This window comes from Lacihabitans sp. LS3-19 (assembly GCF_024343575.1).
Classification (GTDB): domain Bacteria; phylum Bacteroidota; class Bacteroidia; order Cytophagales; family Spirosomataceae; genus Leadbetterella.
The window spans coordinates 217338-230921 of record NZ_RJUA01000130.1 but is presented as its reverse complement, the minus strand read 5'-3'; the positions used below and the strand labels follow the sequence as shown (position 1 = coordinate 230921).

General features: G+C 36.6%; 13 protein-coding genes and 1 tRNA gene. 5 read left to right on the top strand and 9 right to left on the bottom strand.

Annotation, left to right across the window (positions count from 1 at the left end; genetic code table 11):
- Positions 1 to 8: 8 nt before the first annotated feature.
- Positions 9 to 3653 carry a M1 family aminopeptidase gene (locus tag EGI22_RS23900; RefSeq protein WP_255071238.1) on the top strand — a complete coding sequence of 1215 codons (3645 nt, stop codon included), beginning with the start codon at positions 9 to 11 and terminating at the stop codon, positions 3651 to 3653.
- 67 nt (positions 3654 to 3720) lie between these two features.
- Here EGI22_RS23900 and EGI22_RS23895 read toward each other — a convergent pair whose 3' ends face one another.
- Positions 3721 to 4683 (bottom strand): electron transfer flavoprotein subunit alpha/FixB family protein, encoded by a 963-nt coding sequence (locus EGI22_RS23895; RefSeq protein ID WP_255071237.1) that lies wholly within the window; start codon positions 4681 to 4683, stop codon positions 3721 to 3723.
- A 15-nt stretch (positions 4684 to 4698) separates the two neighbouring features.
- Positions 4699 to 5433, bottom strand: a complete 735-nt coding sequence (locus EGI22_RS23890) for an electron transfer flavoprotein subunit beta/FixA family protein (RefSeq protein WP_255071235.1) — start codon at positions 5431 to 5433, stop codon at positions 4699 to 4701.
- Between the two features lie 143 nt (positions 5434 to 5576).
- On the opposite strand from EGI22_RS23890, the gene EGI22_RS23885 reads away from it, so the two are divergent.
- The 4 genes from EGI22_RS23885 to EGI22_RS23870 all read left to right on the top strand — a co-directional run bounded on the left by EGI22_RS23885 (position 5577) and on the right by EGI22_RS23870 (position 7657).
- Positions 5577 to 5879: a tetratricopeptide repeat protein gene (locus EGI22_RS23885; RefSeq protein WP_255071234.1), complete on the top strand. Its 303-nt coding sequence runs from the start codon at positions 5577 to 5579 to the stop codon at positions 5877 to 5879.
- Complete coding sequence (locus tag EGI22_RS23880) at positions 5872 to 6936, top strand: asparaginase (protein ID WP_255071233.1); 1065 nt, start codon at positions 5872 to 5874, stop codon at positions 6934 to 6936. The genes EGI22_RS23885 and EGI22_RS23880 overlap by 8 nt, the downstream gene beginning before the upstream one ends.
- 47 nt (positions 6937 to 6983) lie before the next feature.
- Positions 6984 to 7068: transfer RNA gene (locus EGI22_RS23875), tRNA-Ser, on the top strand.
- A gap of 151 nt (positions 7069 to 7219) precedes the next feature.
- Positions 7220 to 7657, top strand: a complete 438-nt coding sequence (locus tag EGI22_RS23870) for a hypothetical protein (RefSeq protein ID WP_255071231.1) — start codon at positions 7220 to 7222, stop codon at positions 7655 to 7657.
- Between the two features lie 78 nt (positions 7658 to 7735).
- Here the strand turns inward: EGI22_RS23870 and EGI22_RS23865 are convergent, their stop codons facing one another.
- The 7 genes from EGI22_RS23865 to EGI22_RS23835 all read right to left on the bottom strand — a co-directional run bounded on the left by EGI22_RS23865 (position 7736) and on the right by EGI22_RS23835 (position 13567).
- Positions 7736 to 8206, bottom strand: a complete 471-nt coding sequence (locus EGI22_RS23865; protein WP_255071229.1) for a molybdopterin dinucleotide binding domain-containing protein — start codon at positions 8204 to 8206, stop codon at positions 7736 to 7738.
- A gap of 84 nt (positions 8207 to 8290) precedes the next feature.
- Positions 8291 to 8452: a hypothetical protein gene (locus EGI22_RS23860; RefSeq protein WP_255071228.1), complete on the bottom strand. Its 162-nt coding sequence runs from the start codon at positions 8450 to 8452 to the stop codon at positions 8291 to 8293.
- A gap of 75 nt (positions 8453 to 8527) precedes the next feature.
- On the bottom strand, positions 8528 to 9022 hold the full coding sequence (locus EGI22_RS23855; RefSeq protein WP_255071226.1) for a nuclear transport factor 2 family protein: 495 nt from the start codon (positions 9020 to 9022) through the stop codon (positions 8528 to 8530).
- Positions 9023 to 9101: 79 nt separating this feature from the next.
- Positions 9102 to 10277 (bottom strand): P1 family peptidase, encoded by a 1176-nt coding sequence (locus tag EGI22_RS23850; RefSeq protein WP_255071225.1) that lies wholly within the window; start codon positions 10275 to 10277, stop codon positions 9102 to 9104.
- A 36-nt stretch (positions 10278 to 10313) separates the two neighbouring features.
- Positions 10314 to 10769 carry a VOC family protein gene (locus tag EGI22_RS23845; RefSeq protein WP_255071223.1) on the bottom strand — a complete coding sequence of 152 codons (456 nt, stop codon included), beginning with the start codon at positions 10767 to 10769 and terminating at the stop codon, positions 10314 to 10316.
- Positions 10770 to 10838: 69 nt separating this feature from the next.
- Positions 10839 to 12317, bottom strand: coding sequence for a M28 family metallopeptidase (locus EGI22_RS23840; RefSeq protein ID WP_255071222.1), 1479 nt, complete (start codon positions 12315 to 12317; stop codon positions 10839 to 10841).
- An 8-nt stretch (positions 12318 to 12325) separates the two neighbouring features.
- Positions 12326 to 13567, bottom strand: a complete 1242-nt coding sequence (locus tag EGI22_RS23835; protein ID WP_255071221.1) for a DUF418 domain-containing protein — start codon at positions 13565 to 13567, stop codon at positions 12326 to 12328.
- Positions 13568 to 13584: the final 17 nt, after the last annotated feature.

The following is a 13584-nucleotide window of genomic DNA, read 5'->3' as shown; positions in this document are numbered from 1 at the left end:
TTAAAACTATGTTAAAAGAAATAATCAGATTTGAGTTTTTCTATCGAAAAAACCGACCTGCCACCTATATCTATTTCGGAATACTGTTTCTCCTTTGCTTTGCTGCCGTTACATCTAAATTCGTAACAATAGGCGGAATAGCCGGTGGCCAAATAAAAGAAAACTCGCCTTACAATTTGGCGTTCATGACTATTATCATGACGTTTTTCTTCACTTTCATAGCCTCTGCCTTAATGGGCGTAGCTGTTTTGAGAGATTTTGAACACAAAACCGAGTCTTTGATGTTCAGTACCACCATGTCCAAATTCGATTATTTATTTGGACGATTTTTCGGTTCATTTATAGTAATGGTTTTGATATATTGCTCCATTTGGATGGCATTTATGGTAGGCTATTCAATAGGAAAGTTTTTACCTTGGGATCCGTCTTGGAAAGAAAAAGAAATGTTGGTTTTTGATGCATGGTCTTATTTACAACCTTTCTTTGTTTGGGGTATAAGCAATTTATTTATTCAAGGAGCTGTATTTTTTGCTGCTGGGGCATTGAGCAGGTCAACTATTGTTATTTATACCCAAGGAATTATACTTTTTGTCCTTTATCAAGTATCGGATACTTTACTTAGTGATATTGACAACAAAACACTTTCAGCTATGCTGGATCCTTTTGGAGTGAGAGCATTTTCGATATTTACTGAATATTGGACACCCGCTCAAAAAAACTCCCAAATAGTACCTTTGTCAGGCGTATTGTTGTGGAATAGATTGGTTTGGTGCTCAATAGCTATACTTATACTTTTTGCTACTTACTTTTCTTTTAGTTTTAATGTAGTCAGAAATAGCCTTTTCAAGAAGAAAATAAAAAAGGGAGAAATAGAAGAAAAAATAAATCCAGAATCTGTAAAAATACCTTTGGTTGGACAATTTTCAGGTTTTTCTACGAGTATCAGTCAACTTTGGACACAAAGCAAGTTCTATTTCAAAATGGTCACGCGAGAAGTCCCATTTTTGGCTATAGCGTTTGTAGGAGTTGTACAAATCATTGTCGATTCGTTTTATTTTGACAAAATGTATGGTACAAGCTCCTACCCTATTACGGCCAACGTAATCAGCATGTTAGATGGTTTTGATATGTTTTTCCTTATCATTATTGTTTTTTATTCGGGGGAATTGATCTGGAAAGAAAGAATATCGAACATTCACTTAATAATAGATGCCACTCCTGTAAAAGATTGGGTAAATCTTACCGCAAAGTTCATCGGCATGCTATTAATATGTTTGTGCATTATGCTATTGTTGATATTTATGGGTGTTGCTGTCCAAGCAGCTCATGGATATTTCAATTTTGAACTCTCTTTGTACTTTAAATCAATGTTTACAAGCACTTTATCTTTTGTGCTTTTGTACATTTTACTTTCGTTTTTTGTGCAAGTTATGGCCAATAACAAATTTATGGGATTTGCCATGATGTTTGTATTTTTCCTAACAACATTCTTCCTTGGAGCAGCTGGTATTCAGCATCCAATGTTTATGTTTGGAAGCGGAAGACTTGGGAGTTTTTCAGATATGAACAAATTTGGGCACTTTGTTACTTCATTTTCATGGATGAAACTTTATTGGTTTTCCATGGTCGTTGTATTTTTTGTTTTGTCTGTAGTTTTATCTGTTAGAGGTTCTGAGTCGATTATGAAAACTAGGTTAAGAGTAGGTAAATTGCGTTTGACGAGGCCTGTCATCACTTTCGGAATTTTCGCATTGCTCTCTACTATACTTTCCGGCTGTTACATTTTTTATAACACAAACAAATTAAATCAGTATGAGTCAAGGGAAGATTCGGAGAAAAAACAAGTGGCCTATGAAACTACTTTAAAGAAGTTTGAAAATATACCGCAACCCAAAATCATTGATGTAAACCTAAAAGTAGAAATATATCCCAGTGAAAGAGACTTTACTGCTGAAGGCTATTTTTGGTTAAAAAATAAAACAGATAAACCTATGAAAGAAGTGCATATCCAAAATGATAAAGAGCACGACATGAAATTGGAATATCTGAACTTCGAAGGTGGAGCAAAAGAAAATAAGGAATATGAAAAATTTGGGTATAGTATTTATACCTTAAACCAAGCTCTTGCACCTTCCGATTCTGTAAAAATGTCTTTTAAGACAATTTTCGAAACGAAAGGTTTTGTTGCCGGTGGATCTAATACCAATATCGTTTATAACGGCACATTCTTCAATAATTTTTATTTCCCTACTATTGGTTATAACGAAGGCTTTGAAATAGGAAGCGACGATACTAGAAGGAAATATAAGTTAAAAGAAAAAGAACGAATGATGGAGCAAAATGACCCTATAGGTTTATCAATGAACCTTTTTGGTGATGATGCTGATTATATCCGTTTTGAAATGGTGATTGGTACAGACAAAGAACAAACTGCTATTGCTCCTGGATATTTACAAAAAACTTGGGACGAAAAAGGCCGGAAGTATTTCCATTATAAAATGGATGTACCTATGGTAAATTTTTATTCTATAGTTTCAGCCAAATATGAAGTCAAAAAGGACAAATGGGTGGCTGCAGATGGAAAACCTGTGAGTCTTGAGATATATTACAACAAAGGCCATGAATATAATTTGGACAAAATGATGACTTCTATGAAAGCATCATTTGATTATTATTCTAAAAATTTCAGCCCGTACCAATATCGACAAATGCGAATCATGGAGTTTCCAAAATATGCGGACTTTGCACAGTCATTTGCCAATACAGTTCCATTTTCGGAGGGAATTGGTTTTATTCAGAAAATTTCTGATCCTGACGAGGACTTAGACATGCCATTTTATGTAACAGCTCATGAGTTAGGACATCAATGGTGGGGACATCAGGTAGCAGAAGCTCGTGTAAAAGGCAATGCAATGCTCTCTGAAACTCAAGCACAATATTCGGCTTTGATGGTAATGAAACACGCTATAAAACCAGAAATGATGCAGAAATTCTTGAAATATGAACTTGATAGATACTTAAGAGGCAGATCTAGCGAAAGAAAGAAAGAACAACCGCTCAATATGGTAGAGAGTCAAGGCTATATACATTACCAAAAAGGAGCTCTGGTGATGTTTGCTTTGCAGGATTATATAGGGGAAGAAAAAGTAAATCTTGGCTTGCGTAACTTTCTAGCCGATTGGCAATACCCAGGACCCGAATCAGTGCATAAACGATATCCAACAAGCAATGACTTGCTTGGATATTTAAAAGCCCAAACGCCTGACTCTCTCAAAAGTATCATTACCGATATGTTTGAGACAATTACGCTTTTTGAAAACAAAACCGAAAAAGTGGAATACAAAGCATTAAAAGACAAAACTTATGAGGTTAAAATAACGACTTCGAGTGAGAAATTCAGGGCGGATAGTTCGGGCAATGAAAAGCCAATTGCTATCAACGACTGGATTGATATTGGTATATATGGGGAAGATATAAAAGGCGAACCAAATCTGCTGTACTTGAAAAAACACAAAATAGATAAAAAGTCGAATGAATATATTTTGATCGTAAAAGAAAAACCAAAAAAAGCAGGAATTGACCCAATCAATAAGTTGATAGACAGGCATTCTGACGACAATACCAAAACAGCCTCATTGGCAGAAGGTGTTTAGTATTCTCAAGTTTAAGCATAAAAAAACCTCCGCAAAGGAGGTTTTTTTATGTCATCTCAATTATTTATTACATTGCTTTAACTGCTGCAGTCAACTTAGGCAAAACGTCAAAAACATCACCTACTATACCATAATCGGCGGCTTTGAAGAAAGGTGCTTCTGGGTCTTTGTTTATTACTACAATTACTTTCGAAGAGTTAACACCTGCCAAATGCTGAATTGCTCCAGAAATACCACAAGCTATGTAAAGGTTTGGCGAAACTTTTACGCCGGTTTGTCCAACGTGTTCATGGTGAGGTCTCCAATCTAAATCTGAAACTGGCTTAGAACATGCCGTGGCAGCACCTAAAGCTTCTGCCAAATCCAATAAAGGCTGCCAATGCTCTGGGCCTTTCATTCCTCTACCACCAGAAACTACCAAATCGGCCTCTGGTAAGGAAAGTGTTCCAGTAGCTTTTATGGTTTCTGTAACTTTAGAACTTTCCGTCAAGTTAGCTGTATCTACTGAGATTTTTTCAACTGGAGCAGATGCCGTTCCTTCTTCTAAAGCCAAAACGTTTTTCTTAATAGCCAAGAATTTAACATCACTCGTAATATTTGTAAAAGCAAAAGCTTTTCCCGAGAAAATACTTCTTTTTACTTTAAATCCAGAAGTAGTATCTGGCAATTCAACAACATTACCAACTAAACCTGCCTGCAATGCACCAGCAGCTCTGGCCATAACGGCATCTGCCAAAGCAGATTTTGCAGAAACTACTACGCTCGCATTTTGACTTTTTGCGGTTTCTATCAACACTTTGCTATAAGCCATTATGTTTTCTGCCACAAGATTTGCGTCTGCTGCATGAAGAACTTTTGTTGATCCAAAATTTCCAGCTTTTGCCAAATCTGCTTCTGAGGCAGCACCAATAGCAAGAACTATAGAGGAAATACCTAGTTGAGCGGCCACTTTTGAGCCGTAGTTTATAGCTTCTATTGAAGATTTTTTATATTGGCCATCGGCCAATTCTGTATATATTAAAACTGACATATCTTTAAATTTTAATTATAAAACTTTAGCTTCTGTTTGTAAAAGGGCAATTAAACTACCTGCATCTTCAGCAGAAATCATCTTGCAAGCACCTTTTGCAGGTGGCAATTCATACTTTTCAATTGCAGTTAGACTGCCAGTAGAAGGAGCAATAACCTGTAAAGGCTTGGTTCTAGCACCCATTATACCTCTCATATTAGGAATTTTCCATTCAGCTATTGGCTCTTGGCAACCCATCACGCATGGTAATGAAGTTTCTAACTTTTCTTTTCCACCTTCTATTTCTTTTGAAAGTTTGACAGCAGTACCATCAATATTAAGCTCCATAACAGGCGAGAACGAAGGCATGCCTAACATCTCCCCTACCATACCATGCACAACGCCTGAATTGTAATCTGTAGTTTCTCTACCCATTAAAATCAGATCAAAACTTTTGTCTTTTGCATAATTGGCGATTTCGTTTGCCACAAAAAATGAATCTGTTGGCTCTGCGTCTATTCTTACGGCATCGTCCGCACCAATGGCTAAGGCCTTTCTTATTTGTGGCTCGGAATCAGCTAAGCCAACATTCAAAACTGTGACTGTGGCAGCATGTGTTTCTTTCAATTCCACTGCTCTTGCCAAAGCGTAGTCGTCATAAGGCCCAATGATATATTGTATGCCCGTTTTGTTAAACTTGGTATCATTCTCTTCGAATGAAATTTTGGATGTAGTGTCGGGTACACTTGATATGCAAACCAGTATTTTCATAAACGTTTGAATTAATATTGTTACTTTTGAAATCCTAAACAATGTATGCATTAATACTGCTTATTAAAAAAATAGTATGCATGCATAACAATTACAAATGTAAAAGTTAGAACAATAGTATGCAAGCCGAACGTATTAATTTTTTGAAAGAACAAATTCAGGCAGAACCCGATGAAGCTTTTAACTATTACGCACTTTCATTGGAATATTTGGAGAAAGAACCGCAAAAGTCACTGGAATTGTTTGAGAATCTGCTAATTAAATTTCCAGATTATTTACCTACTTATTATCATGCGGCCAATCTTTATTTTAATTTAAATATTTTAGAAAAAGCCAAAGAAACCTATGAAAAGGGAATTATCCTTGCTCAAAATTTAAAAAAAGAAAAGACTGAGAAAGAATTAAAATCGGCCTATCAAATGTTTTTAGACGAAATAGATGAATAAATACGAAATATTAAGCATAAAACCACAAGAAGAAAACGCCTCTAAAGTTTTAATAATTTATACTGGAGGCACTTTGGGCATGGTTTACGATAATCAAACGGGAAGTTTAATTCCTTTTAGATTTGAACAAATAACCGAAAATATTCCTGAGCTAAAACGCCTAAACTTGGAGCTTTGCATCTTGGCACTTCCAAAACCAATAGATTCATCAAACGTTTCTCCTGCTATTTGGACTGAATTAGTTGAAATCATTGAGGCAAATTATGAAAAATTTCAAGGTTTTGTGGTATTGCATGGGACAGACACCATGGCCTATTCAGCTTCCGCTCTGAGTTTTATGATTCAGAATTTAAAAAAGCCAATAGTATTTACGGGGGCTCAATTGCCCATTGGTATTCCACGCACAGATGCTCGAGAAAACTTAATAACCTCTATACAAATAGCTGGCTCGACCATAAACAGAAAAGCCATAGTGCCAGAGGTTTGCATCTATTTTAATGGTAGACTTTTAAGAGGAAACAGAGCCAAGAAAAGAGAAAGCAGCCAATTTGATGCATTTGACTCTGAAAACTTCCCATATTTAGCCGAAATTGGTGTAAACATAGATTACAACTTCCTAAATATCAAAATATTAAAGCCTGAAACAGAAACAAAATTCTATACAAAAACGGAAAATAATGTTGGAATATTAAAGATTTTTCCTGGAATAAATGCCTCTTTCGTTTCTAATTTCTTTAAACAAAAAGACCTCAAAGGTGTAATTTTAGAAACCTATGGATCTGGAAATGCTCTTTCTGACCGATGGTTTTTGGAAGAGTTGGAAAATGCCATAAAAAAAGGAATCACAATTTTAAATGTATCGCAATGTACGGGTGGAAGAGTTATAATGGGTAAATACCAGACCAGTCAAAAAATGAAAGAAATTGGGGTGGTTTCAGGCACAGATATGACTTTAGAAGCCGCCATAACCAAGCTGATGTGGGTTTTAGGAAATGAGTCAACAAATCCAAAAGAATTACTTGAAAAGGAAATAGCAGGAGAATTGACGAATTATTAAATAAAAACTTTCAGCATTTTTGATTTACTTTGCAAACCGAAATATCCAGAGAAGTGTCCGAGTGGTTTAAGGAGCACGCTTGGAAAGCGTGTGTGCTGCAAGGCACCGGGGGTTCGAATCCCTTCTTCTCTGCTGAAAACCTAATTATTTATAAAACCTCATATTTATTATTTCTAGCGGATTTTAGAAATAATCGAGCTTTTTTTGAAATTTAAGATTATCTTCAACTAAATCGAAAATATGTTGTTACTTTCTTTTTTTAAATAATGATTCAATGAGTAAAATGAAAACATTTTTCTTCTCAGTTTTTACACTTTTAATGCTTGGAAATTATTTCTCATCTGCACAGACTACTGAGGCAATTGATAACATTGAAAAATCAATAAAAGTTGATGGGAAATATGCGATTTTGGCAGGAAATTACAAACATTTTGAAGGATCTGTAAGAACTGGTCTAAGAATGCGAAATGGAAATCCGGATCTACAGTTTCAAATTGTATTGATAGGAATGGTGGTGAAAGAAATTACGACAGACGAACATTTACTAGCCTTGGTAGAAGATTGTAAAACAGCCGGAATACAAATTGTGATTTGTCAGAATGCTATGAAGGCACTGAGTGTCACCAAAGCTGACCTCCATCCTTATATAGAAACTACCTCTAGTGGTTTTCTGTATATGTTTGGTTTACAGGAGAATGGTTTTAAGGTAATTACCCTATGAATATTTCATTATTTGGCACAAGGGATATAAAATTTAATAATTGTAGTTTCTACTCAAAATTAGCTCCTTATTCACCTTTTATTTCAGCTTAGCCTTCATAATCTCCACCTGACATTCTTGAAGAGCTGCACTGCCGCCCATATCGGTAAGTAAATCTGAAGTGAGGGCATTGGCCGTAGATCCACCTGGAATCAAAGAAGACCAATATCCCTGTGGCATACATACCACGCCTTGTTTTACTTTGTTTTGAATTCTGGCCGTGATTAAGACTTCTCCTCTTTGATTAAAAACTTTTATGCTGTCACCGTCTTGAATATTTCGATTTCCAGCATTGGTTTGAACATTGCTTTCATTACCACCATAGCTAAAGGGCAAAATAGCTTTGCCGCCTTCATTTGCGATTATATCTTGGAGTTTTGTACTTATTTCAGAAATAGCTTTGTCCCAGCTAATCTCCTCAAATTGGCCTTTTCCTTTTTCGCCTACTCTTTTCAAAGGCTTTAAAATTCTCTCAGGATTATAAGTCACATCCTGAGGATATTTGGCCATTTTATAACAAAGTTTGCCTGCGGTATAGGGGTTGGATTTACTTGCTGAAAAATCGATTATCTTGTCATTTTTTACCGTAATAGTTCAGCTGCACGAGTCGGGGCAGTCAAGACAACAGGCTCCATTTACCGTTTTATTTGCCGAGCTTTCGCTACAAGAAGAATTCATGGAAAGGCTTATCCCAGCAGCAAGGACAGCACTTTTTTCAATAAAATCTCTACGGTTTAAATGAAGTTTTTTTGACATTTTGAATCCTATTTTGAATTATTCCCTCCTTAAAATTAAAACAAACTTTAGCCTATTCCAGTACCATTCAAATTCTCACAAAGGTTGACTACTGTTCCAAATATTACTTTCAATTTTCCATTCCCCATCTTCCATTTTCCAGATATTGATGTATTTGCCTTTGTCTATGGATTTATCTTCACCATAAATGAAAATGTAGGTGCCTTCGTCAATCAAATAGTCTTCATTGCCGTAAAATGCAGTAGAGGTTTCTTTGGCTTCTGAAATGCCATAATTTATCCAGTCCATATTCAGTTGTGAAATGGCTTTTCTACCTACTACAGCTTCTGCATTGGGTGGAAAAGAACGTGCATTTTCAGTAAAAATATGATTCAGAAACTCGGTGTCTTTGGTAATATGTGCTGCTGTAAACTGATTGGTTTTATTTTCTATTAACGTTTTCAATTCTGATAAATCATGGTCCGTATGACTACTCTTATCAGATTCATTTGAATTGCTTTTATTGCTTCCGCAACTAATTGTTGTTCCCACAAATGCAATCGCTATCGAGAATATAAAAATTCGTTTCATATCATTTTTTTCATATTTGCTTACTTTCTATATTCCAATAGTTATTTTCTAAAATGATTGCTGGTAGCGTTATATCAAATTATTCTTTCAGGCGATTGTATTTTTTCAAAGTTTCTATTAGCAAATCATGTGGTAAGGCATAAGCTTTATTACCGTTAATTCCTTCCATAGTTTTAGCGGCTACCATGGCATTGATAATTGCTTCTTCTACTGCTTGTACGGTTGCTTCAAAAACTGGCATTAGTTGGTCATTAGGCAATGATTTAACCGTTGTTGTTTCATCGCGATTAAAGGCATTTTCATTTGCGGTTGAGAATGCTAGGAAAATATCTCCAGAGCCATTGCTTCCTCGCCCGCCCACAATTCCAATTCCTAATGGAATTCTTTGGGCTATTCTTTTTAATTGGTGTGGTAAAAGCGGTACGTCTGTTGCAATAATTACTATAATAGAACCATCTCCTTCTTGTCTCCTTGATTTTGGAGGTGCGTTATGTACATAATTTAGAGTGTCTTTTAATTCAATTCCGACTGGAACACCTGCAATAGATAGGTTTCTTTTTGCTCCAAAATTAGATTGAACAATGGCTCCAACGGTATAGGTTGAATCCTTGATTTTAAAAACTCTAGAAGAAGTTCCTGTGCCTCCCTTAAAGCCCAAGCACATCATTCCTGTGCCTCCACCAACATTCCCTTTGGCTATCCTACCGCCTGAGGAGTTTTCTATTGATTCCAATACATGTTCTTCTTTGACGTGAAAACCATAGATGTCATTAAGAAAACCATCATACGTTTCAGCTACTACTGGATAGGTGTACCACCAATCTTCACCGCTATACCAATCTGTATCTACATACCACTTCAATACCGCGTCTCTCACCACGCCCACACTGTTGGTATTGGTTATCATAATGGGCGTTTCTAAAAATCCGGATTCAGTAACCCAGGTAGTGCCAGTCATTTCTCCGTTTCCGTTAAGGCTGTACCAATTGGCATAAACAGGACTGAATTTCTTGGCTTTTCCTCTTGGAAATATTGCTGTAACTCCAGTTCTTATAGGTCCTTTGCCAATAACGTTTTTTCCATCTCCTGAAATAATAGTACTGTAACCTACTTCAACACCTTTAACATCTGTAATTGCATTAAAAGCTCCTGTGTTGCCATCAAACGGAACTCCTAAATCTCTTGCCCTTGGTTTTCGTGCATAAGAATGCGAACAAATGAGCATTAGTAAAAAAATGGTAACTATTTGTTTCATATTGATTTGTTTTTAATCTTATAGAATATTCCTACTTTATTTATTAATACTATTCACCTCAATCCAATACCTATCTGGGTCTTGAAAGAAAACCTGTTTTATGCCATCAGATCGAACGTTTATTTTATTTAGATTTCCAGGAAAATCTCCGTATTCAATTTTCATTGTAGTAAGCCACTGAACAAATGCATCAAAATTGGTGGTTGATAATGCAAGATGTATGGCCTTATTGGTCTTAACTTCACCTTCTACATAAGAAACCAAGTGTAATTCCTTCCCCTCTCCCAAGGAAATCCATCTTACATCGTCATATTTTAGGCTCGATGGAATAATTTCCAAATTGAGCACCTTTGTATAAAATTCAGCGGAGACATTTACGTCTTTGACCGACAATGCCATGTGATTAAACGAAAGCGAAAAATCTTTCTTTTCTTGTGCCTTTACAACAAAAGAAAAGGGGATTAGAAGGAGTAGAAGGATTGTTATTTTCATCAGTTCAGTATATTTTCATTTGTTAATAATCACTTTATTTGGCTTACACCTTTTAAACTAAAAGCCATTTTACCTTTCCAATTTAAAATTGGGTACTCTGTCAGGTCGCTGGGCTGCGTTTGCTACTTTCCAACCTGTACGATACATCCATTCGGTCATCTTTTTTAGCTTGGTATAATCAATGTTGGCGGCATTATCTTTCGGGGTATGATAATCAGGATGAAGCAATGTCGTGTACATCAGTGACGGAATCCCTAACCTTGCATAAGGTAAATGATCACTTCTGAAAAACCAGAATTCAGGGTGGTCTGCTCTATCCCATTGCGTGTCCAACTTGAATTTTGGCCCTTCCTCGTTTGCTTCAAGTACCATTTTCGCCAAATCGTTGGAAGTAAGATGGGGAGCTTGAAGGCCTAAAACTGCTGCACTGTCGGGGGTATTGCGTCCTATCATATCTCCATTTAATACGGCTACGATATTTTCGATGGGAACAGTCGGGTGCGATGAGAACCACCTTGAACCCAAAAGCCCAACCTCTTCTGCACCATGAATGACAAAAATTACCGAACGTTTACTTGGTTTTTTCTGAAAAGCCCTTGCCATAGCAAGCATGGCTACATTTACACTGCCATTGTCGTCTGCTCCATAATAGATACTATCTCCGTCTACCACATTTCGAATGCCATGAGCGTCTGTGTGACCACTATATAGCAGGTATTCTTTTGAAAGTGCTGGGTCAGTGCCTTTGATAGTACCCACAATATTTACAGATGGATAAGTGAATCGCTCAATAATGATATTGGCTTTTAGCTGAGCGTTATTTTCGGCTATTTCTTTTTTTGCAGAAGCATGAACCCAAAAAACAGGAACGGTGGCGGTAACTTTTTCTCTGGGACCGCCTTCTAAATCATAAGTTCCTACTTTGAAATTTTCTACTGCATCTGCCCATACGTTTTCAGTATCATTATCTGCAATGAGAACTAAGGCTATTGCACCTTTTTCGATCAAGGCGTTCCCGTATGTATTCATCATAAGTCGCTGATACCGCCAGGTAGGCAATGAAATGTTGGTAGGTGTAATTCCGGGAACAGCATCAAATGCAACTACCTTCCCTTTTACGTCTATATTTTTGAAATCAATGGCAGAGGCTTTTCCTAAATAAACGATGGGTTGGTCGATACTTGCAGGTGCCATTTGGGCAATGGCTACTTCGCTCCAAAGTGGGAGGCTGCGGTCGTTGATAGACACAGTACTTGTAGCAGCTACTCGATTACGCCACATATCAAAAAACTGAAAGTAGGAATCGTTATCGCCTGCGGGTTTAAGACCAATACTTCTAAACCGCTCAGCCACCCAAGCTGCACCTTTCAGTTCGTTAATTGTTCCTGCCGCTCGCCCTTTAAACGAGGCATCGGCATGTTCGTACAAGTCTTTTTTAAGATCAGTCACTTTGATGGCATCAAGTCCAGCAGTTGGAGTTTTTACCACCGATTGCGAAAAGCTCAAAAGAGCTAAATGACAAAAGAGAAAGAGGAGTAGTTTTTTCATGATTCTTTTTATAAGTCAATTGTTTTAAGTTCTTCATTGATTTTCATTGATTGCCAGCTTCCATTTGTGCCGCTTCGCCATAGCCACTCCAATGGCCCAAACTTGTATTTGCTGAACCACCATTTGCTAAAAACTATTTGTAAGATAAAAAACAGAAATCCGAGTCCGAGGGCGGCTGTTCCAGACAATTTCAATAATAGGCCAAGTCCGTAGCCATAAAAAATAAAAAGTCCGAAAGCAGATTGCGTCACATAAGTTGTAAGCCCCATTTTACCCACGGGTATGAGTAAACGGGTTATTTTATTTGTGCTATTCAGTTTGAATAGGGCAAGCAGGCCAGCAATATATAAAATAGGCATAAAAATATTGGACGCATCTTTGGTAATTGAACCAAAATATTTAATGAATTCATTGTTAGATGCTTGCGAAAAATAGTAATTCATAAGTAGCAATGGAAAACCTATCAGTGCTGAGATAGCAATTACTTTACGCAATGGAATTTTGTCTATTCGCTCGTGCCATTTTTTACGACCTATCCAAAGTCCCAATAAGAACAAGCCTGGTATTACCCATAGTCTGCCACTAAATTTTAGGTAATTGTATTTATTAAAAACACCAACAGTACTATTTGAGATTAGTAATTTTCGGTATTCGCCTTTCAATATCAAATCAAAATAGGCAGTCGCTTGGGCAACAGGGTTATTGGTTGAATTAGTGACAGCTATGCTTTTGGTTTCTTTTACAGTTTCCATTGTTTCCTGTTTTGACTTTTCAATCAGCGAGATAGTATTTGATACTATTGATGGTCCGTTGAAGGCAAGAAATAAACCAAGAATCAAAACGATTTTATCAGGTACTCTTCTAAAAGGCACCAATGCTAAACCGAATACAGCATAGACGGTCAAAAAATCTCCTCTATAATGCACATGGTGAATGAACCCAATGAGGAATAAAAGCACCAATCTCCAGACGAATTTTAAAGAACGTGAACCTTTTTTCTGGTCTAATATGAGGTAGAAACTTAGTCCAAATAGCATGGAGAATATGGCATAAAATTTCCCAATAAACAGGTTTTGAATTATAATTTGTGAAAAACTGTCTATCGGATATAGCATATTAAACCCTACAAACTGAGGTGGAGTCATACTTGCCAAATAGCCTTCAAACATGTGGGTCATTATGATGCCAAATAATGCAAAGCCCCGCAATGCGTCTATTTGTTCAATTCTTTTTGTTGGTAGTTTTTGCATTTGTTTGATTCGTCATT